Raw genomic sequence first — 25,118 nt, forward strand, 5'->3', positions numbered from 1 at the left:
GGGTCTTGTGGTTGACGACGGTGGAGGGCGCTCCGCAGCGTGTGCAGACGGGGTGCGCAGCGAGGAAGGCGACGCTCTCGGTGCGCCACTTCGTGCCATAGCCTCGGGCATTGGCGTTCGGCCGTGCGCGGTCGTGCTGCGCCTTACGGGCACGCTGACAGGCGCAGACGGTGCCGGCCGCGACGACACGGCCACAGACGCAGATGCGGGGCGGACGCGAGGGCATCAGAACGCCTCGCAGGAATAGGGGTGCGACCGCGCATCCTTGACCGCTTTCAACCGCTTCTGAGCGTCGGGGGCACGGAGGATGCTTTTCGGTGTTCGGCCGGTCGCGGAGCCGTCATGGAGCGCCCCCGGTAGGACGTGAGAGGGCGTCGTCATGCTAGCGCCCTCAAAGCTTCGATGCCGGCCTTGCGCTCTTCCGGGGTGGGAAGATCGGCGGCAGCGTCGGTGTTGTCGGTCGCGCCGCCGAACAGCGTCGCCAGCAGCTTGCGGCGGACGTTGTAGGCGGCGAGGATTTCGGCGGGCGAAGCCGCATAGGTTTCGGCCGGCGTCCAGCCGAGAACGCCCGTGCCGAGGCCGAAAAGCTGGTGGTGGAGGTCGACGAGGGCGATGGGCTTGCCGGTCGGCTTGCCCTTGCCCGTGGGCTGCTCGCCGAGGTCCGCAAGCTGCGTGAGATGCAGCAGCAGGTCGGGCGCAAGGCGCATGGCGTCGTGAACGGTGACGGCCGGGACGGTGTCGACGTGCTCGGCAAGGATCGCCGCCGTCGCCGAGATGCTGCCCTGAGCGAGCAGTGCGCCGAGCTTCTGAAGCCCATGCTCGCGCTCAAGGCGCGTCGCGGCGCGCAGGGTCGGCCGCAGGCGGATGGAACCGCCCCCGATCTCAACCGTGATATCGCGCGCCGCGAGCGTCATGATCAGCTCGCCTTGATCTTCAGCTTGGTGATCGCCTCGCCGAGCACAACGCGGCCTCCGACACGACGACGAGCGCCGAGCTTGACGATGCCGTTCGCGTAGCCGGTGACGTCGTCGCGGTGCGGCTGAATTTCGACGCGGTCGGCGATCAGGTAGCCCGACGAGAAATCGCCGAAGGCAATCGGCGTCGCGCCCGGCGCGATGTTCGGCATGTCTACGGCCTCGACCACGGGCGCGCCCATGATGCTGGCCGGCTGTCCGGCCGAAAGGCCCGGCTGCCAAACGTAAGCGCCGTTGCTGTCCTTCAGCTTGCGGACGGTCGCCATCGTCTGACGGTTCATCAGCCAGACGCCGCGCGCGGCATAGGCGGATTTGATGTCGTAAAAGGTGTCGATCAGATCGTCGCCCTTCAGCGTCGTCGCCGACGTCGTGAAGGTGCGCAATTCCGAGCTCGTCAGGAAGCCTTCGGCCTCAGTCGTGCCGTTGCCGACCACAAACTGACGAGCTTCCTTCTCGCCGAAGCGCCGGTAGATGTGCGCCGACAGCCACGCATCCATGTTGAAGTTGGCATCTTCGAGCATGATCTGAGTGACCGGCACGATCACGGCCATCTCGAAAGCCTTGACGTCGATCTGCTCGAAGCTCGGCTCGCTCTCGGGCTTCGTGCCCGTCTCGCCAGCGACCATGCCCGGCTCGACTTCGTTCACGAGGCGCGGGAACTGAAGCAGGCCGCCGGTCATGTTGACCACGGACGCGAAGCGACGCGCGGGCGAGTGCTCGGCGATCTTCTCGATAATCTCGGTGCGGACGTCGGGCGGAACGAAGACGCCGCCGGTGGGGTTCGCGCCGGTGAGTCCGAGGGTCTTCAGCTCAGTCGCGTCGCCGGTGCGCAGATAGCTGTTCAGCGCCTTGCGTTCGACAGACTTCGTCTCGACGTCGCCAGTGAGGATCGCCGGGCGGTTCAGCTTGGCTTCGAGCTTGTCGAGGCGACCGATGAGCGCCGTGGCTTCGCCGGACTTGGTCTCAACGGCCTTCAGACGGTCGTCGATCGCGTTGCGGAAATCTTCGAGCCCCCTCGCGACGACGTCGGTCGCGTCATCGTCGGCGCTCTTGTGTTCGATGTCGCCGAGGATGGCGCGATCGTGGAAAGACATTTCAGGCAGTTCCTTTCAGGTGCGATAGGCCGAAGCGGCCTTGTGGAGAGCTTCGGCGATCGCGAGAGCGGACGAAGCGGACTTCGCGCCGGTGATCCGTGCGCGAGGATGAGCGGGGTTCTTCACGACGCTGATCTCGACGAGGTCGAGCGCGCTGATCACGCGGCCCTTGCCGGCGCGCGGCGTGGAGGCGGTCGTGCGGTAGCCGATGGAAAGTCCGCCGATCTGGCCGGACGTGATCAGGCCCCGAACAGCTCGGGCGCGGCTGCGCGTCTTTACGTCGAGCTGGCCGGCGACGAGCAGCCCTTCGGGCGTCTCTTTGACTTCGGTCCAAAGGCCGATGAGGTCTTCGGGATCGTGGGCGAACAGCAGCGGCATGTCGGCGGCGACGTTGAACGCGCCGGGCGTGATGAGGTCGCCGAGCTGGTCCGGCCCCGCATTGAAGGGCCATGCGACGCCGGTGATCGTGCCGGCCTCGTCGACCGACAGGGCGGCCTTGATCTCAAGCCGTTCCATCAGTGCACCGTCTCGGTCGCACGCGTCTGCAACAGCATCAGGGCGTGGCGCTGCCACGGTGCCCACCGCGTATCGTCAATGTCGTCTGCCGGCAGCTCGACATCCTTGTCGCCCGCAGAAAGCGCCCGCTCGGCGTCGGCGAGCAGCGTGGCGACGATCGCCCGCCGCAGCGTGGTGATGGCGTGGCGCTCGAAGGCTTCAGTCGAGATGACGCGGCACAGGCGCAAGAACGCGCCGTCAGTCGAGTGCATTGGTCGTGTCCTGTTCGGAAGCCGGCCCGCTGTAGAGGGCGGCGAGGAGGTCGGCCGCGATGAGGAAGGCGGCGACGAGCGGCTTGGTCGCCACGAAGCCGGCGACGATGCTCGCGGCGTCTTCGGCCGGCGTGCCCGCGCCAATGAGCCCGAGGCGCAGCGTCTCGACGATCTCCGCATGGGCGAAGTGGCCGGTCGGCACGCGATGGATCAGCGAGCCGATCCCGACGCCTGTCGCCTTCTCAAGTTCACCGATGGCGTGCGGCGTGAGCACGAAGGCGCGCTCGACGTCGAGGGTGGCGCGGAACGGGATCACGCGGCTTCGGCCTCCGGTGCCGATTGGGCGGCCGGGGCCGTGGTGATGTTCGGATTGTCGAGGTCGTCGCCGCCGTCGAGCGCCGGGAGGTTCAGGCCCGCGCGGACCTCGTTCTTCGTCATCGCGCCCATGGCGCGATACTGCGCATAGGCCGTCGCACGGGTGGCGGCGTCGGCGCGCAGCAGGTCGTCAATGACGAACTCGACGAGATGGGTGCGGCGTTCGTCTTCGCTCAGCAGCAGCCGGCGGTAGGCGTCCTGCCACGTCCGAAGCCACGGCAGAAGGGTGAGCTGAAGGAACAGCGCGCCCATCTGCTCGGTGTTCCCCCAGGTGGCGCGCCCGAGGTTGAAAAGCATGCTCGGCGGCACGCGGAAGGCCCGCGCGATCTCGTCGAGCTGGTGCGTGCGCACCTCAAGGAACTGGCTGTCGACGCTGTTGAAGGCGAGCGGCTGGAACGCCATGCCCTTCTCGAGGATCGCCGTCTTGCCGGACTGCTGCCCGCCATGGGCGGCGTGCCAGCTTTCGGCGATATTCTTCACGCCGTCGTCGCCAAGGTCTTCCGGGGTCGTCAGGATGCCCGAGGGACGCCCGCCGGCCGCGAACAGACGGCTGGCGTGCTGCTCCATGATCAAGCTGAGCGCGATGGCCTCGCGGGCGAGATGGACCGGCGACGTGCCCTTGATGCCGTCGAGGCTGAAGGCCGGGATGTGCAGGACTTCGTCGCGCGCGAGGATGCGGTGCGCCGAGCCGGACGACAGGCGATAGCTGACTTCGCCCGACAGAGCGTCCTGATGGACGGTGACGGCGCGGGGATCGAGGCGCGTGAAGTCATAGACGCGGCCGTCTTCAAGGCGGTTCGCGAAGGCGTAGCCGTTGCCGTGCAGCAGGGCGTCGGTGGTGAGCTGGGTGCGCAGGGCCGAAGCCGAGACGTCCGCCGACGCGTCGTCGTGGACAAGCCCATAGGCAGGATGGTCGGAGTCGGGCAGCTTCCCGCCCTTGTCATCGCGGACGTAGAGCTTGGCAGGCAAGTTCCCGACCGTGTCGGCGATCAGCGAGACGGCGCAGGCGACGGCCGTGCACTGCATCGCCGTCTCGGGCGTGATGACAGGGCCGGCGATCGTGTTCGCGGCGAGGAACTGGTCGAGCCCCCAGAGATTGAGGATGCTCGGCGCAGACTTCCGCTCGACGGGGCGCTCTCTGCGCCTATGGGATTTCGACTTCGACAAGCGCTCAATGGGGCCTTGATTGACTACCCCATTATTTTATCAAAGCACAACTCGGTTGGCGCCTGATTTATTTGCTGCCAGAGCGGCAAAATTTGCGTTCTTCCGTCTCGTTTTTGCTAGCGCGCATCTCCACCTATGCAGTGCGAAAGGTCATAGTGTGGAAACTTTGCTATCACCTTCGCCTTCGCCGAGATGTCGACGTCGCCATAATTATCGCCAGCCGTTTTGGCGGCGTGTCCTTCGATGGCGTCAATTACGCGGCTGTTCACGTCGAGGCCGAACGACACGCTCTTGAAGCGGTGCCGCCATCCATGGTTCGGCTGAACTTCCATGGGGATCGACGGCACGACTTCCCTGATCCACATCGCCATGCGTTGCGCGGCGTATTTTGAGGCGTGTCGCGTGCCACGGCGTGCAGTCTTGCCGTTGAAGAAGAGCGGGCCCGGCTCGGCGCGCTTCACGAAGTCGAGGAAGCCCAACTCGACGAGCTGCCGGTGCAGGGGCACGTCGCGAAATTTGCCCGTCTTGACCGACCCTGCGTCCGGCGTGATGCGCATGAAGGTGACGCCATCTTCGGTCATGATGTCCTGCGTCCGAAGCTGCGTCATCTCCGAGATGCGCGCGCCTGAGAAGGCGCAAAGCCACGGCGTCCAGCGCTTCGCCGCCGTGACGTGCTCGCTCTCGCGGGTCGCGGGGTTGTCGGAATGCGCCGGCTGATAGGCGCGAGCTGCCTTCAGGATCGCGTGAGCCTCGTCGAGGGTGAAGCCCTTCGGCCTGTCGAGGGTCTTCTTCGTAACGCGAATCTTGATGCCGGCCGCTGGATTGGTCGTGCCCTCGGGCAGCTTCCTATTGTCGATCGCCCACGTCAGCACGGCCCGCAGCGCCGCGATGTTCGTGTCGCGCACGGTCTTCGGCGACAGCTCTTCGAGAAGCTCGTCCTTCCAGTCGAGGACGTTCTGTTTGCTGATGAGGCGGGCGTCATCGTGCCCGAGGAAGCGGACGAAGTTTTTGAAGCCGGGCGTCCAGCGCTTGCCGGCTTCGGCTCCACCGCCCGACTTCGCCAGCTCCTTCAGATAGCCCGCGAGCAGCCCGAGGATCGACACGGCGTCGCCCTTCGGTTGAAGGGCAGCGGCCGGTTCAGCTTCCGTGAGAAGACGGTGCGTTGGCTCTGCCTCGGGATCGCCGTCGTCGCGTTCGGCCATTCGCGAAAGCGCCTCATACTCGACGCCAGCGAGGTCACGGGCGGCCGATCGGTAGCCCGGCGAGCCATAAGCCAGATTGGCGTGACCACGTTGGCGGTAAGCACCGATGATGTCGCCGATCGTCGCCTCGATCTGCTCGTCGGACGCGGTGCCGGCCCTGATCTCACGCAGCGACGAAACGTATGTGTCATCGATGCCGATGCGTGCGAAGGCGGGAAGGTGGTCTCGCATCACTGCGTCTAGCTGGAGCTGCGACGCGTAGTGACCGCGCGCGAACTCGCCGAGCGACATGGGGCGGTCGCGCATCACGGCCTTCGCAGGTGCGTGGTCGGCGGCGTGCTTCGCCCTCGCCCAATCGAGCTTGTCGAGGAAGCGGGCGATGACGGCATTGTGGTTGCGCTCCGCGACCGTGAAGCTGTCGCCATGGGCGTGGCGCAGTTCGCTCTTGCCATCGAGATAGGGGCGCAAGGGCGCGGGGATCGCGAGCCGCGTGTAGTGCCGCCCGTCGAGCGTCTGGAAATTTTTGAGCCCGGCCCTGCGCGCCATCGTCCGACCCGTTTTGTAACCCGCTTTGTAAGCGAGTCTGGTCGGCTTCTGTTAGAGGATCAAGGGGCTGAAGGGCTTCTTGGCAAAAATCTGGTGCTGCGAGAGAGGATTGAACTCTCGACCTCTCCCTTACCAAGGGAGTGCTCTACCACTGAGCTACCGCAGCGCCGAGGGCCGGCGAAGCGGCCGGCTTTAGGCGCGCGGAACCTGCCACAAGGGTCGGACCGGCGCAAGCGCGTGGCGACGACTTAAATCGCCGCGTCGGAAAAAAGCCCGCGGGCCGGCCAGGAGGGGCGGCCGGCCCGCGGAGATCGGCGTCAGGCGCTCTTGAACTTGCGGTCGCCGAGGGGCAGGTCGCGGACACGCTCGCCGGTGGCGGAGAAGATCGCGTTGGCGAGCGCCGGCGCGAGCGGCGGCACGCCGGGCTCGCCGACGCCCGACGGCTTCTGCTCGGACTTGACCGTGTAGACCTCGACCTTCGGCATGTCCTCGATCCGGAGCGGCTCGTAGGTGTCGAAGTTTGCCTGCTCGACCTCGCCGTTCTTCAGCGTGATGGCGTTGCGCAGCGCCGCGCCGAGGCCGAAGCCCACGCCGCCCTCGATCTGCGCCCGCACCACGTCGGGATTGATCACCACGCCGCAGTCCACGGCCGCCACCACGCGGTCGACCTTGATCGAGCCGTCCTTCTGGATCGAGACGTCCACCACCTGGGCGACCATGGTGTTGAAGCTCTCGTGCACCGAAACGCCGCGGCCCTTGCCCTTCTCGAGCTTGGCGCCCCAGCCGGACTTCTCCGCCGCAAGCTTCAGCGCCGCGGTGTGGCGCGGCTTGTCCTTGAGCAGCGCGAGCCGGTACTCGACGGGGTCCTTGCCGGCGGCGTACGCCAGCTCGTCGATCATGGTCTCGACCACGTGCGCGGTGTGGGTGTGGCCGACCGACCGCCACCACAGCACCGGCACGCCGACCTTCAGGGTCGTGAGCTCGACCTTCAGGTTCGGCACGGCGTAGGCGAGGTTCGACGCGCCTTCGACCGAGGTCTCGTCGACGCCGTCCTTCACCGCCATGGCCTCGAGCGCGGTGCCCGAGAAGATCGACTGGCCGGCGACGCGGTGATGCCAGGCGACCGGCATGCCGTCCGCGCCGATCGCGGCGCGCACCTTGTGGGCGTAGAACGGCCGGTAGTAGCCGGCCTTGGTGTCGTCCTCGCGGGTCCAGACCAGCTTGATCGGAACCGCGCCGTCGATCGCCTTGGCGATCATCACGGCTTCCGTCACGTAGTCCGCGGCCGGCACCGCGCGGCGGCCGAAGCTGCCGCCGGCCCACACCGTCTCGATCGTCACCTGTTCCGGCTTAAGGCCGGTGAGAGCGGCCACCGTCGGCTGGTCGATCGCCTGGAACTGCGCGGCGTAGATCAGATGCGCGCGGTCCTTCTTGAGATTGACGACGCAGTTCAGCGGCTCCATCGGCGCGTGCGCCAGATAGGGGAAGGCGTAGTCCGCCTCGATCACCTTGGCCGCGCCCTTCAGCGCGCCCTCCGCGTCCCCGGTGTTGGTCGCGGTCGCGACGCCGGGCTTCGCCACCGCGTCCTTGGCCATCGCCAGCAGCTCGTCGGAGCCGCGGTTCTCGGCGGCCGAGAAGTCCCACTCGACCTTCAGCGCGTCGCGGCCCTTGAAGGCCGCCCAGGTGGACTTCGCCAGCACCACGACGCCCGAGGGGATCTGCACGACCCGCTCGACGCCCTTGACCTTCTTTGCCTCGGCGTCGTCGAAGCTCTTCACCTTGCCCCCGAAGCGGGGGGGATGGGCGACGGCGGCCGCCAGCATGCCGGGCAGCTTGACGTCCTGGGTGTAGATCGCCGTGCCGTCGGTCTTCGGGTCGTTGTCGATCCGGTGGAGGCCCTCCTTGCCGATCAGCTTGAACTTCGAGGCGTCCTTGTAGGGCGTCTCCTGCGCCATGCCGGTCGGGGCCGGGATCTTGGAGGCGGCCTCGGCGAACTCGCCGTAGGTCCCGCGCTTGCCGGAGGGGTGGGTGAGCACGCCCTTGTCGACGCTGATCTCGCCCTGCGCCACCTGCCACTTGTCGGCGGCGGCCTTCACCAGCACAGCGCGCGCGGTCGCGCCCGCGGTGCGGTACTGCTCCCAGGAGTTCGCCATGGCGGTGGAGCCGCCGGTGCCCTGCGCCTTGAAGGCGAGGTTGGCGTAGAGGTTGCCGTCGGCCGGCGCGAACTCGGTGCGCATCTGGCTCCAGTCGGCGTCCATCTCCTCGGCGATGAGGGTGGCGAGGCCCGTGGTCGGCCCCTGCCCCATGTCGAGGTGCTTGACGACGACGGTGATCGCGCCGTCCGGCGCGACCTTCACGAAGGGGTTGAACTGCACGACGCCGCCCGCGGCGCCCTGGGCCGCGGCGGGATCGACCTTGAGGCCGACCATCAGGCCGAGGCCGGCGCCGCCGGCGACGGCGAGGAAGCCGCGGCGGCTGAGGTCGAGCGGCTTCGCGGCGGGGATCTTGGTGTGAGCGGTCGTTTCGCTGTGCGGAATCATGGCGTCAGGCCTCCAACCGCTTGGCGGCGTCATGGATCGCGGCGCGGACGCGGTGGTAGGTCGCGCAGCGGCAGACGTTGCCGCTCATGGCGGCGTCGATGTCGTCGTCCGTCGGCGTCTTGTTTTCGGTGAGGAGCGCCGCGGCCGACATCATCTGGCCGGACTGGCAGTAGCCGCACTGGACCACGTCGAGCGCGCGCCAGGCGGCCTGCACGGCCTTGCCTTCCTTCGAGGCGTCGGCCCCGACGAGGCCCTCGATGGTGACGATCTTGGCGTCGCCGACGTCGCCCGCCATGGTCTGGCAGGAGCGGACGGCCTGGCCGTCCATGTGCACGGTGCAGGCGCCGCAGAGCGCTTGGCCGCAGCCGAACTTGGTGCCGGTCAACCCGATGTCGTCGCGGATGACCCAGAGCAGCGGGGTGTCGGCGTCGACGTCGACGGACCGCGCCTCGCCGTTGATGTTGAGCTTGATCATGTTGGACCTCGTCTGGCGGGCCCATCGGCCCGCGGGCATCGCCGCGCCCTCTCCGGGGCGCCGCGTCGAAGTGAGCGGATGGTACGCTTCTGATTTGAGAGGTTCCAGACTGCCCGCTTGCACGATCCTCCGAGTGTCTTGCACGAAAGGCGTAAGGGCTTTTGCCGAGGCCAAACCCATCACGGCCATGAATGGCCGGGCGCACGATCCTTGGCTTTTCGCGCGGCGCGCGTTGCGGCCTAATGCGGCCCGCCCGCCGGACGAGGCCGGCGACCAGGGGTGTTCGGCATGCGCATTCTGATTCTCGGGGCCGGCGGCATAGGCGGCTATTTCGGCGCGCGGCTCGCGGCGGCCGGCGTCGACGTGACCTTTCTGGTGCGTCCCGCCCGCGCCGAGCGGCTGGCGCGCGACGGCCTCGTGGTGACGAGCACCTACGGCGACGTGACCCAGCGCGTCGTCGCCGTCACCGCGGCCGTCGAGCCGTTCGACGCCGTGCTGCTCTCCTGCAAGGCCTACGATCTCGACAGCGCGATCGAGGCGATCACGCCGGCCGTCGGGCCCGACACGCTGGTGCTTCCGCTGCTGAACGGGGTCCGCCACCTCGACGCGCTCGACGCGGCGTTCGGCAAGGAGCGCGTGCTGGGCGGCGTGGCGCTGATCGGCGTCACCATGACCGCCGACGGCGCGATCAAGCACCTCAACAAGCTGCAGGGCTTCGTGCTGGGCGCCCGGCTCCCCGAGCAGCAGGCGCGCGCCGCGGCGCTGCACGCGGAGCTCGAAAAGGGCGGCTTCGCGCCCGAACTGAGCACGGACGTCATGCAGCAGATGTGGGAGAAGTTCACGATGCTCGCGACCTTCGCCGGCGTCACCTGCCTGATGCGGGCGCCCGTCGGCGCGATCATGCAGGCCGACGACGGCGAGGCGCTCGTCCGGGCGCTGTTCGGCGAGTGCGCGAACGTCTCGACGGCGAATGGCCACGCCCCGCGCGAGGCGTTCGTGGCCCAGAGCCTCGGCATGCTGACCGCGCCGGGCTCGCCCGCGACCGCCTCGATGCTGCGCGACGTCGAGAGCGGCGGCCGCACGGAGCATGACCACATCCTCGGCGACCTGCGCGACCGGGGCCGGGCGGCGGGCGTCGCCGTGCCCACGCTCGCGATCGCCTACGCCCACCTGCAGGCCTACGCCGCGCGGAAGGCGATGGAGTCCGCCTGATCCTTAGGCCGAGACCGCGTCCAGCAGTTCGGCCGTGATCCGGCCCTCGTGCTCGAGGGTCGCGGGGCCGGACATCAGGATGTGGTCGTCGCCCTCGCGCCAGACGATGCGCAGCGGGCCTCCGGGCAGCGTCACGACGACGTCCCGGCCGGTGCGGCGGGTGCGCGCGGCCGAGACGGCGGCGGCGCAGGCCGCGGTGCCGCAGGCGAGCGTGAGCCCCGCGCCGCGCTCCCAGACCTTGAGCGTGATCGCGCTCTTTGAGGTCACCTTGGCGAGCGAGATGTTGGCGCGCTCGGGGAACAGCGGGTGGTTTTCGAGCAGCGGGCCGGACCGGCGCAGATCGACCACGGAGAGGTCCTCGACCCAAAAGATCGCGTGCGGGTTGCCGACGTTCGCGACGGAGGGCGAATGCAGCAGCGGGGCGTCGATCGGTCCGAGCTGAAGCTCGATCGCCCGGGTGTCGGCGAACTCTTCGGCCAGCGGGATGTCGGCCCAGCCGAAGCGCGGCGCGCCCATGTCGACGGTGACCTGGTCCGGCTCCGCGCCGGCCGAGCACAGCAGCAGGCCGGCGTCGGTTTCGAGCACGAGGTCGCGGACGCCCGCGTCGCGCATGAGCAGCCAGGCCACGCAGCGCGTGCCGTTGCCGCAGGCCGAAACCTCCGAGCCGTCCGCGTTGTAGATGCGCATGAAGGCGGCGACGCCGTCCAGGCCGGGATGGAGCGCCATGAGCTGGTCGAACCGGGTCTCGGGGCGCTGCGCGAGCGCCCGCGCGACGGCGGCCGTGACGGAGCCGCCGTCGCGCAGGTCGACCACCAGGATCTCGTTGCCGAGACCGTTCATCTTCGCGAACGGGCGACCGATCAGCGTGCTTGCAGTGGTGGCGTCCGGCATGGTCATGGCGCGCAGAACCTCCTCGACGGCGGAGACCATCGGGCGCGCACTATATGGCCTGCGATGCGCCGGGGCGCGAGAGGGCTATTCCACGACAGCGACCGTCGCCTGCGCGAGCGCTGCGGACGTCGAGCCTGCGAACACGTCCGCGCCGCAACTGACGCCAAGCGCCAGCAGCGCGATCGCGCCTATGCGGGACGGCCAGCACGTGAAAACACGGCGGACGGGATTTCGGGTCGTAATGGCGGTCATCAGTCACTCCGACGGGCTTTAAGCCGTGCGTCGCAGGTTGAGCGCTGAGACCTGCGTCGCCTCGGATCGATGAATTCAGGACGCCCGGCCACACATTGGCCATGGGGCGCGGTCTGAATGCGGTGCGCTACAAATCGGGAAATACTCCCAACGCGCGCCAAACGCCAGACGTCGACCTGCCGCGCGACGCTCCGCCGCGGTCGCAGACGGTCGCGCCCCTCGCAACCCCTCGAAGGTTGACGCGCCGCCGCCCGAACCGTATGGAACCGCCACGTCTTGACCGAGAGACGTCCCGCAAGGCCCCTCGTCCCATGAGTTCCGGGGGTCAACGTCCGCCAGCGCGATGCGCCCGCGGGCGCGCTTTGCGTTGGACGGGGTGATGTCAAAACGTCAACGACGTCGCCGGATGGTCAATCAATTTTGATTGACGCGCCACAGAGAGCTTGATGTTCGACACGCTGACCGACCGCCTGAGCGGCATTCTCGACCGCCTGACCCGACGCGGCGCCTTGACCGAGGCGGACGTGGCCGAGGCCATGCGCGAGGTGCGCCGGGCGCTGCTCGAGGCCGACGTCGCGCTCGAGGTCGTCCGCTCCTTCGTGGATCGGGTGAAGGAGCGCGCGGTCGGCGTCGACGTCGTCAAGTCGGTCACGCCCGGCCAGATGGTCGTCAAGATCGTCCATGACGAGCTGGTCGCGATGCTCGGCTCGGACGCGCAGGGCATCAGCCTCGCGGCCGCGGCCCCCGTGCCGATCCTGATGGTCGGCCTGCAGGGCTCGGGCAAGACCACCTCGACCGCCAAGATCGCCCGCCGGCTCACCCAGCGCGACAAGCGCAAGGTGCTGATGGCCTCGCTCGACACGCGCCGCCCGGCCGCGATGGAGCAGCTCGCGACGCTGGGCAAGCAGACCGAGGTCGCGACGCTCCCGATCGTCGCCGGCCAGACCGCGGTGCAGATCGCCCGGCGCGCGATGGAGGCTGGCCGTCTCGGCGGCTACGACGTGGTGCTGCTCGACACCGCCGGCCGCACCACCCTCGACGAGGCCCTGATGGCCGAGGTCGTCGAGGTCAAGACGATCACCAACCCGCACGAGGTCCTGCTCGTCGTCGACGCCCTTACCGGCCAGGACGCGGTGACGACGGCGCGCGCCTTCGACCAGGCGGTCGGCGTCACCGGCATCGTGCTGACCCGCGTCGACGGCGACGGCCGCGGCGGCGCGGCGCTCTCCATGCGCGCGGTCACCGGCAAGCCGATCAAGCTCGTCGGCACAGGCGAGCGCTTCGACGCGGTGGATGAGTTCCACCCCGAGCGCATCGCCAACCGCATCCTCGGCATGGGCGACGTGGTCGCGCTCGTCGAGAAGGCTGCGGCCGAGATCGACGCCGAGAAGGCGGCGAAGACCGCCGAGCGGATGCGCAAGGGTCAGTTCGACCTGAACGACCTGAAGGACCAGCTGCAGCAGATGCAGCGCATGGGCGGCATGTCCGGCGTGATGTCGCTGCTGCCGGGCGTCGCCAATCTGAAGAAGCAGATGGCCGGCGCGAACCTCGACGAGGGCATGTTCAAGCGCCAGGCCGCGATCATCGACTCGATGACCAAGGCCGAGCGCGCCAACCCCGACCTGCTGAAGGCCTCGCGCAAGAAGCGCGTCGCGGCGGGGTCGGGCACGAAGGTCGAGGAGATCAATAAGCTCCTGAAAATGCACCGCCAGATGGCGGACATGATGAAGATGATGGGCAAGGCCGGGAAGTCGGGCCGCGGGCCCCTCGCCGGCCTCGGCGCGGCGCTCGGCTTCGGCGGCGGCGGCGCGCCCGCCATCCCGCCCGAGGCGCTCGATGACCTCAAGAAGGGCAAGATGCCCGAGGGCCTGCCCCCGGGCTTCCCCGGCGGCGGCTTTCCCGGCGGCGCCGGCGGCCTCCCCCCCGGTTTCCCAGGTCTCGGCGGCGGCCCGAAGCTGCCGGGCCTGGGCGGCTTCCCCGGCCTGGGGAAGAAGAAGTGAATTCAGGCGTCATCCCGGCCGAAGCGGCGACGCCGCGCAGAGCCGGGATCGTCAGCCGGATGGAACGCAGACCCTGAGAACGATCCCGGCTCGGCCTGACGGCCGTCCGAGATGACGAACCGACTGGAAGGAAAACAGACAATGGCCCTCAAGATCCGTCTCGCTCGTGGCGGCGCCAAGAAGCGTCCGTTCTATCGCATCGTGATCGCCGACTCGCGCTACCCGCGCGACGGCCGCTTCATCGAGCGCGTCGGCACCTACAACCCGCTGCTGGCCAAGGACGCCGAGCGGGTCGTGCTCGACGCCGAGAAGGTGAAGGAGTGGCTGGCCAAGGGCGCGACCCCGACCGACCGCGTGCACCGCTTCCTCGACCAGGCCGGCCTGCTGAAGCGCGACGCGCGCAGCAACCTGACCAAGGGCGTCCCGGGCAAGAAGGCCCAGGAGCGCGCCGAGGCCGCCGCCGCCAAGTCAGGCGCCGAAGCCGCCGAGTAATTTCGGCGGTTCGAGCGGCGGCGTCCCGAACGACGCCGCTCGAACCGGCTCCGCAATGAGCGAGCGCGTCCCGCGCGCTCGCCGTCGTCCTCCGCGCGCGCTCGCCGCCTCGGCGGGACGCACAAGGTGATCCCATGCCCCCGTCCCGCCTCGTCCAGATCGGCGTGATCGGCGCCGCCCACGGCGTCCGGGGAGAGGTGCGCGTCAAGGCCTTCACCGCGGAGCTGACCGCGCTCAAGCGCTACAAGCCCGTCACCGACGAGGCCGGGACCCGCGTGTTCGCGGTCTCGACCCTGCGGCCGCTGAAGGACGACATGCTGGTCGTCCGCTTCAAGGGAATCGACAGCCGCGAGCAGGCCGAAGCTCTGAACGGCGTCGGTCTCTACATCTCGCGCGACGAGTTGCCTCCTGCCGAGGAGGACGAGTTCTACTGGGCCGACCTGATCGGCCTGAAGATGGAGCGCGCGGACGGCGCTCCGATCGGCGAGGTGATCGCCGTGACCAACTTCGGAGCCGACGACCTGCTGGAGGTCCGTCTCGAGGGCCAGAAGCGCACGGTCTACGTGCCTTTCACGAAGGCGGTCGTCCCCGTGGTGGACGTCGCCGGCGGCCGCCTGGTCGCCGATCCGCCGGACGGTCTGCTGGACGAACCGACGGACGGCGAGCAGGCCTGAGCGGACGATAGCCCTTGCACGCACGTCCCACAAACTGCGAGTCTCGAGCCGACCTGACGCCGTTCAGAACGTCGTGCGGCTGCGGATCGCGGCGGCTAGCGTGCCGTCGTCGAGATAGTCGAGCTCGCCGCCCACCGGCACGCCGTGGGCGAGGCGCGTCACCCGCACGCCGGTCTCGGACAGGGCGTCGGTGACATAGTGCGCCGTGGTCTGGCCCTCGACAGTGGCGTTCACCGCGAGGATCACCTCCGTCACCTTCTCCGCCATGGCCCGCTCGACGAGCGTTCCGATGTTGAGGTCCTCGGGCCCCCGCCCGTCGAGCGGCGACAGCGTGCCGCCGAGCACGTGGTAGCGCGACGACACCGCGCCCGAACGCTCCAGCGCCCAGAGATCGGACACGTCCTCGACGACCACGATCACCGTGCTGTCGCGCTTCGCGTCGCGGCAGATGGCGCATGGATCCTGGGTGTCGACGTTGGCGCAGACGGAGCAGGTCGCGACCCGCTGGCAGGCCACCCGCATCGCGTCCGACAGCGGCTCCAGCAACTTGTCCTTGCGCGTCAGCAGATGCAGCGCCGCCCGCCGCGCCGAGCGGGGGCCAAGCCCCGGCAGCTTCGCCAGCAGCTGGATCAGGCGTTCGATCTCGGGGCCGGCGGCGGAGCGGGACATAAAGGCGCTTTCGGAAGCGATGGCCGCCGCGCGTCATCCCGGCCGGAGCGCAGCGGAGAGCCGGGATCGTCGTTCGCCGAGGTCCCGCCTTACAGGCTCGCCTCCGCACGGTCCCGGCTCGGCCTTCGGCCGTCCGGGACGACGACGCAGCTCAGAACAGCTTCATGCCCGGAGGGATCGGCAGGCCCGCGGTGAGGCCGGACATCTTCTCCTGCATCGCGGCTTCCGCCTTCGACTTGGCGTCCGCATGCGCGGCGACGATCAGGTCCTCGAGGATCTCGACGTCCTCGGGCTTCAGCAGCGAGGGGTCGATCTTCAGGCCGCGCAGGTCGCCCTTCGCCGTCAGGGTGAGCTGGACAAGGCCGCCGCCGGCCGCGCCCTGCACCGTCACCTGTTCGAGCTCGGCCTGGGCGTCCTGCATCTTCTGCTGGAGCTCCTTGGCCTTGGCCATCATGCCCATGATGTCGCGCAACGGCTCGTCTCCCGCTTAGAAATCGTCGATGTCGTCGTCCGCCGCAGGTAGGGCGTCGACCGCCGCGGCGTCAAGGTCAGCCGTCTCAGGCTCGGGCTTGCGGGCGCGCACGTCCACGATCACCGCGCCCGGCATCCGGTCCAGGATGGCGCGCACATGCGGGTGGGCCTGCACGCCCTCCAGCCGGGCCGCGGCCTCCGCCTGCTCGCGCTCGTGAATGGTGGGCGCGCCTTCGCCGGCGGCGACCGCCACCATCCAGCGCTGGCCGGTCCACTCCTGCAGCTTCTTCGAGATCGCGCCGGCGAGGTCGGAGGTCGCGTCCGGCGTCGGCTGGAACTCCAGCACGCCGTCCTCGAACCGCACCACCCGCACCTGCCGCAGCAGCGCGGCGTGCAGCTGGATCTCGCGCTCGCGCGCCGCCAGCGCCACCAGGTCCTCGAACCGCGACAGCCGCATGGTCGGCTGAACCTGCGCCTGCTGCGCGCGCGGCGGGGCCTGCGCGGCCTCGGGCGCCATCTCGCGCGCCGCCGCCGCGCCGGAGCTCATGCGCGCGGGCGCCATGGCCTCGGGACCGCGGGAGCCGCCGGACGGCCCCATCGGGGGGCCGCCCCGCTGCGGCGCCAAGGGCTGGGTCGAGGGCTGGGGCAGCGCCGTCCCCGCGCCGTCCAGCATGCGGATCGCCTCCTCCGGCGTCGGCAGGTCGGCCACATGGGCGAGGCGCACCAGCACCATGTCGGCGGCCTGCGCCGGCTTAGGCGCGACCTGCACTTCGGAAATGCCCTTGAGCAGCATCTGCCAGGCGCGCGACAGCACGCGCATCGACAGCCGCTCGGCGAAGTCGCGGCCGCGCAGGCGCTCCGCCTCGCTGAGCGAGGGGTCGTCGGCGGCCTTGGGCGCGAGCTTGATGCGGGTGACGAGATGGACCGTCTCGGCGAGGTCGGTCAGCACCGCGACCGGGTCGGCGCCGACGTCGTACTGCCCGCGAAACCCGTCGAGCGCAGAGGCGGTGTCGCCGCGCATGACGGCGTCGAACAGGTCGAGCACGCCGGCGCGGTCGGCGAGGCCCAGCATGCCGCGCACGGCTTCGGCCCGCACGTCGCCCTGGCCGTGGGCGATCGCCTGGTCGAGCAGCGAGAGCGCGTCGCGCACCGAGCCCTCGGCCGCCCGCGACACGACCGCGAGCGCCTCGTCCTCGACGGCGACGTTCTCCTTGTCGCAGATGCGCTTGAGGTGCGCCGACAGCTCGTCCGCCGCGACCCGCCGCAGCGAGAACGACTGGCAACGCGACAGCACCGTCACCGGCACCTTGCGGATCTCCGTCGTCGCGAACACGAACTTCACGTGCGGCGGCGGCTCCTCGAGGGTCTTCAGAAAAGCGTTGAAGGCGCTCGTCGAGAGCATGTGCACTTCGTCGATGATGAAGACCTTGTAGCGCGCCATGACGGGCGCGTAGTGCACGGTCTCCAGGATCTGCCGCACGTCGGCGACGCCGGTGTGGCTCGCGGCGTCCATCTCGACCACGTCGACGTGGCGCGACTCCATGATGGCTTCGCAGTGCACGCCGGGGACGGACAGGTCGACCGTCGGCCCGCCGCCGCCCTCCGCGGTCTCGTAGTTCAGCGCGCGCGCGAGGATGCGAGCGGTCGTCGTCTTGCCGACGCCGCGCACGCCCGTGAGGATCCAGGCCTGCGCGATGCGGCCGGAGGCGAAGGCGTTGGTGAGGGTTCGGACCATCGGCTCCTGGCCGATCAGGTCCTCGAAGCGCTGGGGACGGTATTTGCGGGCGAGGACGCGGTAGGGGGTCGCGCTCATGCGCCGCCCTCGGCGCGGCGGGCGGCGGAACAGTCGCGGCCTGCCGTCATCGAAGCGCCTCGTCTCTTCTCGAAGGATGAGGGTGGGAGGTCGGACGACGACCCGTATCGGTCTCGTTGGGGCTGCTTCCTTTCGGACCTGACCCGGTTGGCGAGGAACACGTCCATCACCAACCTCCCATGCGCTATATGCCCGCCGGGGCCGCGCCTTGCAAGGGCGCCGCGCGCCCGAACCGAAGCCGAGAGCCCGCCATGAACGACCTCCCCTCTCATCGACAGGCCCCGGACGCCCCCGCCGACCTCGGCTACGCCGGCCTGGCGCTCGACCGCTGCGGCGAGGCCCGCGAGGACATGGGCTTTCTGGCGGCGGCGGAAGCGGACCCCGCCGCGCGCATGGCGCTGTTCATCGGCTCCCGCGCGGTGCTGCGGGCGGCGGGCGGCGGGACGCTCGACCCGCTGTTCGACCGCGCCCTGGCCGAGGCGCTCGGCCCCGTGGAACGCACGGTGTTCCTTGGCCGCGACGCTTCGGGGCCGGTGTTCGCCGCCCATCTCGACGACGGCGTGGAGACCGCCGTCGGGCGCGCCGACGACCTCGCGCTCGAAGACCTGCGCGCCGTCGCGACCGACGGACGTCTGGCGGGAGCCGCGCTGGCGCTCGCCGGCTACGCCAAGAGCATGCTGCTCTGGCACGAGCGGCACGGCTTCTGCGCCAGCTGCGGCGCGAAGACCGCGATGCGCGGCGGCGGCTGGAAGCGCGAATGCCCGGCCTGCGGCGCGCTGCACTTCCCCCGCACCGATCCGGTCGTCATCATGCTAGTGACGCGCGGCGACCGCTGCCTGCTCGGCCGACAGCCCCGCTTCGCGCCTGGCATGTGGTCCTGCCTCGCGGGCTTCGTGGAGCCGGGCGAGACCATCGAGGCGGCGGTGCGCCGCGAGACGCGGGAGGAGGCTGGCGTCACGGTCGGCCGCGTCGCCTACGCGCTGTCGCAGCCCTGGCCGTTCCCGTCCCAGCTGATGCTGGGGCTCGTGGCCGAGGCGCTCACCGAGGAGATCACGCCGGACCTCGAGGAGTTGGAGGACGCGCGCTGGTTCTCACGCGAGGATGTCCGGCAGATGCTGGCCGGCGGGCATCCCGCCGGCTGGTTCGCGCCGCCGCCAGCGGCGATCGCCCATCATTTGCTGCGGCTTTTCGCGCAGAATTGACGCCCGAACGAAGAATTCGAACCTCGTCCGAAGGCGTGCGGCTTGGAATTGGGGCCGGGTCCCATTTTCTTAACCTCGATGCGCCATCAGTGGGATGTACGGAGCCGCGACCCGGTTTCCGACGCCGCACGAGGACGCCGTGGCAGCGATCCAGGACTGGAGACTGACGACGCCGCGACCGACGGATGGGGACCGCCCCGCCGCCGCGCCCGCAGCGCTGTTCGCGTCGCTGAAACGCGGCGTCGGCCTGATCGCGATCTGCGCCGTGGTCGGCGTCGCGCTTGCGCTCGCCTTCGTGCTGCTGTCCTCCCCTCGCTACACCGCCGTCGGCCGCATTCTCGTCGATCCCACCGGCCGCCAGATCCTCGGCGCGGACAACGCGCAATCGGGCGCCGCCGACACGAGCGCGATCGAAGCCGAAAGCCAGACCTACGTGCTGACCTCGCGCGACGTGCTCGACAAGGTCATCGCCCGCGAGAAGCTCGACGAGAACCCTCTGTTCGGCAAACGCCCGGCGGGCCTCGGCCAGACGCTGCTCGGCCTCGCCGGCGTCAAGCGCGCGTCGGATCCGCGTGAACTCGCCCTGCGCGAACTGGAGCGCTCGGTCACCGGCGCGCGCGCGCCAGGCTCCTTCATCATCACGGTGACCGCCACCACCAAGGATCCCGCGCTGTCGGAGCGCATCGCGCAGTCGGTGATGGACGTCTACGTCGAGGAGGACGTCAACGCCCGCGTCGCGGTCGCCCGCCGCGCGGGCGGCGAACTCGAAGGCCGCCTCGGCGAGCTGCGGGCCCGCGTCCGCGACGCCGAGCAGCGTTACGAGACGCTCCGTCGCGAGAAGGGCCTCGTCACCAACGACGGCAAGCCGCTCGTGGAGCAGCGCCTGACGGAGCTCTCCACGCAGCTCTCCACGACCGACTCGCGGGTCAACGAACTCACGGCCGCGCTCGAGCAGATGCGCCGCGTCCAGCGCGGCCAGGCCGACATCGACTCGATCCCGGAATCCATGCGCTCCGGCACGATCGAAACCCTGCGCACGCGTTACGCCGCGCAGCGCCAGGCCGACGCAGATCTCGGCCAGCAGCTCGGCGCGCGTCATCCCGACCGCCGCGCCGCCACCGCCCGCGTCGCCGAGGCCCGCCGCCTGTTCGAGGAGGAAATCGCGACGATCATCCGCGCAACCACGGGCGAGCTGGACCGCGCCAAGGGCTTCCGGACCAGCCTAACGCAGCGGATGACCGCGCTGAAGGCCGAGGTCTCCGAGACCAACGACGCCTCGCTCGAGCTGCGCGACCTGATGCGCGACGTCGAGGCGAACCGCGGCATCTACGAGGCCGCCCTCGCCCGCTCGCGCGAACTCGACGAGCAGCGCCGCCTGAACGCCTCGAACACCCGCGTCATCAGCCGCGCCGCGCGGCCCATGGAGCCGAGCGGTCCGCCGGCCCCGCTGATGATCATCGCCGGCCTGCTGCTCGGCCTCGGCGTCGGCTGCACGCTCGCCTGGCTGCGGGATCAGCTCCGCGCTCGCTCCGCCGCGGCGCCGGAGCTTCCGGCGCGCGTGCGGTGAGCCTCGCGGCCGCCGCGACGCCGGCCGCCGTTCCCGCCGAGGAGGCGGGCGCCCGCATCGCCCGCGCGGTCGTGCTCGGCACGCTGCTGTTCAACTTCGGGCTCGCCTTCGTCAACGCGAACCTCGCGCGCACCGGCGCCGGCGCGGTGATCGGCGCCGAGCTCGTGCTGATCGGCGTCGCCCTCGCGCTGATCCGGGACCGGACGCAGGCGTTCTACGCCATCATGGCCGCGCTACTCGGCTACCTGATCTTCCTGATGACCCTGCGGGCGAACTACGACCCCAAGGTCGTGCGCGACCTGATGATCCCGCTGGTCTTCTACTTCCTGGGCTCGACGCGCGGCTCGCTCGAGTCCGGCGACAAGGTCGCCACGGCGGCGATCGTCGCTGTGGCGGCCGGCGCGGTGTTCGAGTGGGCGTTCCTCGACGTCTACATCCGCTACTTCGACGTGCTCGGCTATTTCGTGGCCAAGGGCACCGTCGATCCCGCCGCCGCCCAGGGCGTGGAGCATGGCCTGTTCATCTCGGGCATGCGGTTCGAGGGCCGCACCCTGCTGCCGTTCCTCGGCGAGCACCGCGTCTCGTCAGTGTTCCTGGAGCCGGTCTCCGTCGGCAACTTCGGCGCGATCGTCTTCGGCTGGGTGCTGCTACGGGACGCCCGGCGGCCGTGGGCGCTGATCTGGAAGACCACGCTGATCTTCGTGTCGCTGGTGCTCGGCGACGCCCGCTTCGGCGTTTACCTCTGCGGCCTGGTGCTCGCGATCTACCTCATCGCGCCGGTGGTGCGGCCCGGAGCGCTGTTCGTCGCGCCCTTCCTCGCGATCATCGCGATCTTCAGCTACGCGGCGATCAAGGTCGGCGTGCCGTGGGACAACACCACCAGCGGCCGCTTTCTGTTGAGCGGGCAGTTGATGTCCCGGCTCGACCTCGCGGGCGCCTTCGGCATGGGCCCGGCGACCGAGAACTTCGACGACAGCGGCTACGCCTACATCCTGTCGCGGGTCGGCGTGATCGGCGCGGCGGCGCTTTGGGCCGCGCTCGTCTTCGGCGCGCCCGCGGAGCGCATGGACGCCTGGCGCTACAAGGCCTTCGTCTGCCTGTACCTGACGCTGCTGATGGCGATCAGCACCTCCGCCGTGACCATCAAGACCGGCGGCCTGCTGTGGTTCCTGCTCGGCTGTTCGGCCTACGGCGCGACGCCCGCGCCGCGCACCATGTCGGGCGGGCTCGGCGCGCGGTAGCCCCGCGGCGCGAGACGCCTGGCGAGGCGCTCGCCGCCCTTCAGCTGCATCGCGGCGAGCATCAGCCGCCCCTTGAACGAGAGGCCGCGGGTGAGCCGCCAAATCGGCGCCGACTGCGCGCCGAAATCCGCCTTGTAGGGGTGGTCGCCGATGGTGAAGTCGAACACCCGCTCGCCGCGCGCGACGCAGTCCGCGATCGCGTCCTCGATCATCAGCAGCCCCACGGAGTAGTTCCGCCAGTTGCCCACGTCGAAGCCCGTCAGCAGCAGGTGGCAGGCGTCGCCGTGCACCATCGCGAAGCCGCAGGCGATGGTCGCGCCGTCGAGCCGCATCTGGTAGGCGCGGACGGTGCCGCTGTCCTTGAGCGAGCCGTAGAAGGCTCGGAACGCCTCGCTCTTGAGCGGATCGGCCACGCCGGTCTCCGCGAACCGCGGTTCGCGCAGGAGGCGGATCTGCTCGATCGTGGCGGCGACGAAGCCGGGCTCGCTCTCGGCGAGGGTCTCCAGCCGGCCGATCCGGCCGAGCTTGCGGCGCTTCTTGTCGAGCGACCGCCGGGTCGTCCCGTTCATGGTCGCGTTGCGCCACTCCGAGAACGGTCCGAAAAGCGGCACGGGATGGGCGGAATAGGCCATCTTCACCCGCCGCGCGGCCAGAAGCCGGTCGAAGCTCCGCAGCGCGGCGTCGGGCACCTTCGGGATGAACAGCGCGTCGGCGGCCTTCAGCGCGTCGTCGACGTCGCAGCGCAGCATGGGGTCGAGACCCGCCTCGAACTCGGGCGCCTGGACGACGCAGCAGTAATCGAGCGAGCCGATGTCGGCATAGGCGACGACCCTAAGCCCGAACCGATAGCGCAGAACCAACGGCGCCAGAGCGACAAGAGCGGCGGTCTCGGCGTCGCGCACGGTCAGGATGAAGGGATCGGCCAGCGGCGCGCGCCGGATGGCGGCGTAGGTCGCGTCGAGCCAGGCCGGCGACTGGAAGCCCGAGGCAGCGGACCGCTCGAACAGCCGCCGGTATTCCTTGGAATGAAAGTCGAAGTCGCGCTCGACGCGAACCTGCCACCGCCGCCTTGAAGACATCGCCATGCGGTCGCCGACCTCGTTCGTCTGCACAGCGTTTGCCCGTTAAACGCGTCTTCTGGAACAATGACACGTCGCCGCGCCGCGCGCGAGATCAACGAATCATTATCCCTAACGCGACGCGGTTCACGCCGTGCGCGCGAAGTTTTCGTCGAACGCATAGCCGGCTCCCCGCACCGTGCGGATCGGGTCCTGCTGGCGGCCGCGGTTGATGGCCTTGCGCAGCCGGCCGACATGGACGTCGACGGTGCGCTCGTCGATGTAGACGTCACGGCCCCAGACGCCGTCGAGCAGCTGCTCGCGCGTGAAGACGCGGCCCGCCGACTGCATCAGGAACTCGAGCAACCGGAACTCCGTCGGCCCGAGGTGGATCTCGCGGGTCTGGCGGCGGACGCGGTGCGAGCCGCGGTCGAGCTCGATGTCGCCCGCCTTCAGCACGTCGGCGACGTGCTCGGGCTTTGCACGCCGCAGCAGCGCCCGCACCCGCGCGACGAGCTCCGGCACCGAGAACGGCTTGGTGACGTAGTCGTCCGCCCCAGTCGCGAGGCCGCGGATGCGCTCCGCCTCCTCGCCGCGGGCGGTGAGCATGATGATCGGCAGCCGCTCGGTCTCCGGCCGCGAACGCAGCCGCCGGCAGAGCTCGATGCCCGACAGGCCCGGCAGCATCCAGTCGAGCAGCACGAGGTCCGGCGCCTGCTCGCGCAGCCGCGTCTCGGCCTCGTCGCCGCGGGCGACCGCCTCGACCGCATAGCCCTCGGCTTCGAGGTTGTAGGTGAGGAGCAGCGTCAGCGGCTCCTCGTCCTCGACGATCATCACGCGGGGGGTCATCCGATGCACGCCTTCCTCAGTCGAAGCTGATCGCGGCGCTGGCCAGGTCGCCCTTCGGTCGTTCGTCGGTCACGGCTTCGCCGTGCACGAGATAGTAGACCGTTTCGGCCACGTTGGTGGCGTGGTCGCCGATGCGCTCGATGTTCTTGGCGCAGAACAGCAGATGGGCGCAGAAGCCGATGTTGCGCGGATCTTCCATCATGTAGGTCAGCAGCTCGCGGAACAGCGAGTTGTAGAGGGCGTCGATGTCGCCGTCGCGCTTCCACACCTCCATCGCCCGACGCTCGTCGCGCTGGGTGTAGGCGTCGAGCACCTCCTTTAACTGCGCGAGCGTGAGGTCGGCGATGTGGGCGACGCCGCCGGCTAGCTTCGGCGGCTGGAACTGGCCTTCGAGCGCGACGACGCGCTTCGCGATGTTCTTGGCGAGGTCGCCGATACGCTCGAGATCGTTCGCGATGCGCAAAGCCGCCACGACCTCTCGGAGGTCGATCGCGACCGGCGCGCGCTTGGCGATCGTGAGAATGCCGTTCTCTTCGATTTCATGCTGCAGCCGGTCGATCGAGCGGTCCCACTCGATCACCCGCCTGGCGAGCGGGATGTCGCGGCGCAGAAGCGCCTCGATCGACTCCCCGACGAGCTTCTCGCAGAGGCCGCCCATCTCCGCGAGCTTGTCGCCAAGCGTCTGCAGGTCGGCGTCGAACGAGCTGACGATGTGGTCGGTCATTGCCATTGTCGATGTCCCCTGTCGCCGTCGGATCAGCCGAAGCGGCCGGTGATGTAGTCCTGCGTGCGCTTGTCGTTCGGGCTTGTGAAGATGCGCTCGGTCGGGCCCGTCTCGACGATGACGCCGAGATGGAAGAAAGCGGTGCGCTGCGAGACGCGCGCGGCCTGCTGCATCGAGTGCGTCACGATCACGATCGTGAAGTTCTGGCGCAGTTCGTCGATCAGCTCCTCGATCTTCGCCGTCGCGATCGGGTCGAGCGCAGAGCAGGGCTCGTCCATCAGGATGACCTCGGGGCTCACGGCGATCGCGCGGGCGATGCAGAGGCGCTGCTGCTGGCCGCCGGACAGACCGGTGCCGCCGTCCTGCAGACGGTCCTTGACCTCGTTCCAGAGGCTCGCCTTGCGCAGGGCCTGCTCGACGATCTCGTCCAGCTCGGCCTTGGAGCGGGCGAGGCCGTGGATGCGGGGTCCGTAGGCGATGTTCTCGTAGATCGACTTCGGGAACGGGTTCGGCTTCTGGAACACCATCCCGACGCGGGCGCGGAGCTGCACCACGTCGAGGCTCGGATCGTAGATGTCCTGGTCGTCGATCTTGATCGAGCCGACGACGCGGCACGAGGCGATCGTGTCGTTCATCCGGTTGATGCAGCGCAGGAACGTGGACTTGCCGCAGCCCGACGGGCCGATGAAGGCCATCACGGCGCGCTCGGGGATGTCGAGCGAGACGTCCTTCAGCGCGTGCTTTTCCGCGTAGTAGACGTTGACGTCCTTGGCGACGATCTTGGGATCGCCGGCGGGGAGCGTGGCGGAGGCCGTCGGTTTCGGCCGGGCGGCGGTCGCGGTCGCGTCCATGGGTCTTACTCC

25 protein-coding genes, 1 tRNA gene and 1 other RNA gene are annotated in these 25,118 nt (G+C 69.5%); 7 read left to right on the top strand and 20 right to left on the bottom strand.

Going from position 1 to position 25,118, the window contains the following annotated elements:
- Positions 1–377 precede the first annotated feature (377 nt).
- The 10 genes from K244_RS0115055 to K244_RS0115100 form a co-directional block, all read right to left on the bottom strand.
- Complete coding sequence (locus K244_RS0115055; RefSeq protein ID WP_020187107.1) at positions 378–914, bottom strand: hypothetical protein; 537 nt, start codon at positions 912–914, stop codon at positions 378–380.
- A 2-nt stretch (positions 915–916) separates the two neighbouring features.
- Positions 917–2,068 carry a phage major capsid protein gene (locus tag K244_RS0115060; protein ID WP_020187108.1) on the bottom strand — a complete coding sequence of 384 codons (1,152 nt, stop codon included), beginning with the start codon at positions 2,066–2,068 and terminating at the stop codon, positions 917–919.
- 15 nt (positions 2,069–2,083) lie between these two features.
- Complete coding sequence (locus tag K244_RS0115065) at positions 2,084–2,584, bottom strand: HK97 family phage prohead protease (protein ID WP_020187109.1); 501 nt, start codon at positions 2,582–2,584, stop codon at positions 2,084–2,086.
- Positions 2,584–2,835: a hypothetical protein gene (locus tag K244_RS0115070; RefSeq protein ID WP_020187110.1), complete on the bottom strand. Its 252-nt coding sequence runs from the start codon at positions 2,833–2,835 to the stop codon at positions 2,584–2,586. The genes K244_RS0115065 and K244_RS0115070 overlap by 1 nt, the downstream gene beginning before the upstream one ends.
- Positions 2,822–3,151 (bottom strand): gene transfer agent family protein, encoded by a 330-nt coding sequence (locus K244_RS0115075; protein ID WP_020187111.1) that lies wholly within the window; start codon positions 3,149–3,151, stop codon positions 2,822–2,824. Before K244_RS0115075 ends, K244_RS0115070 begins: the two co-directional genes overlap by 14 nt.
- A complete protein-coding gene (locus K244_RS0115080) occupies positions 3,148–4,377 on the bottom strand; it encodes a phage portal protein (protein WP_020187112.1) in 1,230 nt (409 codons plus the stop codon). The genes K244_RS0115075 and K244_RS0115080 overlap by 4 nt, the downstream gene beginning before the upstream one ends.
- A 116-nt stretch (positions 4,378–4,493) precedes the next feature.
- A complete protein-coding gene (locus K244_RS22785; RefSeq protein ID WP_020187113.1) occupies positions 4,494–6,125 on the bottom strand; it encodes a tyrosine-type recombinase/integrase in 1,632 nt (543 codons plus the stop codon).
- 91 nt (positions 6,126–6,216) lie between these two features.
- Positions 6,217–6,291: transfer RNA gene (locus tag K244_RS0115090), tRNA-Thr, on the bottom strand.
- A 151-nt stretch (positions 6,292–6,442) separates the two neighbouring features.
- The gene (locus K244_RS0115095) at positions 6,443–8,665 is read right to left on the bottom strand and encodes a xanthine dehydrogenase family protein molybdopterin-binding subunit (protein WP_020187114.1); all 2,223 of its coding nucleotides are present in this window, start codon (positions 8,663–8,665) and stop codon (positions 6,443–6,445) included.
- A 4-nt stretch (positions 8,666–8,669) separates the two neighbouring features.
- Entirely contained in the window at positions 8,670–9,140 is a 471-nt protein-coding gene (locus K244_RS0115100; RefSeq protein WP_020187115.1) for a (2Fe-2S)-binding protein, read from the bottom strand.
- Positions 9,141–9,428: 288 nt separating this feature from the next.
- Between K244_RS0115100 and panE the strand changes: the two genes are divergently transcribed.
- Complete coding sequence (gene panE / locus K244_RS0115105) at positions 9,429–10,352, top strand: 2-dehydropantoate 2-reductase (RefSeq protein ID WP_024816530.1); 924 nt, start codon at positions 9,429–9,431, stop codon at positions 10,350–10,352.
- A gap of 3 nt (positions 10,353–10,355) precedes the next feature.
- Here panE and dapF read toward each other — a convergent pair whose 3' ends face one another.
- Positions 10,356–11,243: a diaminopimelate epimerase gene (gene dapF, locus K244_RS0115110; RefSeq protein ID WP_051460141.1), complete on the bottom strand. Its 888-nt coding sequence runs from the start codon at positions 11,241–11,243 to the stop codon at positions 10,356–10,358.
- A gap of 84 nt (positions 11,244–11,327) precedes the next feature.
- On the bottom strand, positions 11,328–11,495 hold the full coding sequence (locus K244_RS23670) for a hypothetical protein (RefSeq protein ID WP_155931774.1): 168 nt from the start codon (positions 11,493–11,495) through the stop codon (positions 11,328–11,330).
- A gap of 446 nt (positions 11,496–11,941) precedes the next feature.
- Here K244_RS23670 and ffh point away from each other — a divergent pair, with 446 nt between their 5' ends.
- The 3 genes from ffh to rimM all read left to right on the top strand — a co-directional run bounded on the left by ffh (position 11,942) and on the right by rimM (position 14,661).
- Positions 11,942–13,495: a signal recognition particle protein gene (gene ffh / locus K244_RS0115115; RefSeq protein ID WP_020187118.1), complete on the top strand. Its 1,554-nt coding sequence runs from the start codon at positions 11,942–11,944 to the stop codon at positions 13,493–13,495.
- 141 nt (positions 13,496–13,636) lie between these two features.
- Positions 13,637–13,987, top strand: coding sequence for a 30S ribosomal protein S16 (gene rpsP / locus K244_RS0115120; protein WP_020187119.1), 351 nt, complete (start codon positions 13,637–13,639; stop codon positions 13,985–13,987).
- A gap of 134 nt (positions 13,988–14,121) precedes the next feature.
- Complete coding sequence (gene rimM, locus K244_RS0115125) at positions 14,122–14,661, top strand: ribosome maturation factor RimM (protein ID WP_020187120.1); 540 nt, start codon at positions 14,122–14,124, stop codon at positions 14,659–14,661.
- Between the two features lie 63 nt (positions 14,662–14,724).
- Here the strand turns inward: rimM and recR are convergent, their stop codons facing one another.
- The 4 genes from recR to ffs form a co-directional block, all read right to left on the bottom strand.
- Positions 14,725–15,330 carry a recombination mediator RecR gene (gene recR, locus K244_RS0115130; protein ID WP_020187121.1) on the bottom strand — a complete coding sequence of 202 codons (606 nt, stop codon included), beginning with the start codon at positions 15,328–15,330 and terminating at the stop codon, positions 14,725–14,727.
- Positions 15,331–15,481: 151 nt separating this feature from the next.
- The gene (locus tag K244_RS0115135) at positions 15,482–15,802 is read right to left on the bottom strand and encodes a YbaB/EbfC family nucleoid-associated protein (protein ID WP_020187122.1); all 321 of its coding nucleotides are present in this window, start codon (positions 15,800–15,802) and stop codon (positions 15,482–15,484) included.
- 15 nt (positions 15,803–15,817) lie between these two features.
- Complete coding sequence (locus tag K244_RS0115140; protein WP_020187123.1) at positions 15,818–17,614, bottom strand: DNA polymerase III subunit gamma/tau; 1,797 nt, start codon at positions 17,612–17,614, stop codon at positions 15,818–15,820.
- 82 nt (positions 17,615–17,696) lie between these two features.
- An RNA gene (gene ffs, locus K244_RS23205) (signal recognition particle sRNA small type) lies at positions 17,697–17,792 on the bottom strand.
- A gap of 73 nt (positions 17,793–17,865) precedes the next feature.
- On the opposite strand from ffs, the gene nudC reads away from it, so the two are divergent.
- The 3 genes from nudC to K244_RS0115155 all read left to right on the top strand — a co-directional run bounded on the left by nudC (position 17,866) and on the right by K244_RS0115155 (position 21,624).
- A complete protein-coding gene (gene nudC / locus K244_RS0115145; RefSeq protein WP_020187124.1) occupies positions 17,866–18,816 on the top strand; it encodes an NAD(+) diphosphatase in 951 nt (316 codons plus the stop codon).
- A gap of 139 nt (positions 18,817–18,955) precedes the next feature.
- The gene (locus K244_RS22080) at positions 18,956–20,383 is read left to right on the top strand and encodes a GumC family protein (RefSeq protein ID WP_197027181.1); all 1,428 of its coding nucleotides are present in this window, start codon (positions 18,956–18,958) and stop codon (positions 20,381–20,383) included.
- Positions 20,380–21,624 (top strand): hypothetical protein, encoded by a 1,245-nt coding sequence (locus tag K244_RS0115155; RefSeq protein ID WP_020187126.1) that lies wholly within the window; start codon positions 20,380–20,382, stop codon positions 21,622–21,624. The genes K244_RS22080 and K244_RS0115155 overlap by 4 nt, the downstream gene beginning before the upstream one ends.
- On the opposite strand, the gene K244_RS0115160 is transcribed toward K244_RS0115155, so the two are convergent.
- From K244_RS0115160 to pstB, 4 genes are all read right to left on the bottom strand, one after another.
- On the bottom strand, positions 21,570–22,709 hold the full coding sequence (locus K244_RS0115160; RefSeq protein ID WP_155931776.1) for a GNAT family N-acetyltransferase: 1,140 nt from the start codon (positions 22,707–22,709) through the stop codon (positions 21,570–21,572). The genes K244_RS0115155 and K244_RS0115160 overlap by 55 nt on opposite strands.
- Before the next feature lie 120 nt (positions 22,710–22,829).
- Positions 22,830–23,531, bottom strand: a complete 702-nt coding sequence (gene phoB / locus K244_RS0115165; protein WP_020187128.1) for a phosphate regulon transcriptional regulator PhoB — start codon at positions 23,529–23,531, stop codon at positions 22,830–22,832.
- Between the two features lie 16 nt (positions 23,532–23,547).
- Positions 23,548–24,255, bottom strand: coding sequence for a phosphate signaling complex protein PhoU (phoU, locus tag K244_RS0115170; protein ID WP_020187129.1), 708 nt, complete (start codon positions 24,253–24,255; stop codon positions 23,548–23,550).
- Between the two features lie 32 nt (positions 24,256–24,287).
- Positions 24,288–25,106, bottom strand: a complete 819-nt coding sequence (gene pstB / locus K244_RS0115175) for a phosphate ABC transporter ATP-binding protein PstB (protein ID WP_020187130.1) — start codon at positions 25,104–25,106, stop codon at positions 24,288–24,290.
- Positions 25,107–25,118 lie beyond the last annotated feature (12 nt).

It is taken from the genome of Methylopila sp. 73B (genome assembly GCF_000526315.1).
Lineage (GTDB): Bacteria > Pseudomonadota > Alphaproteobacteria > Rhizobiales > Methylopilaceae > Methylopila.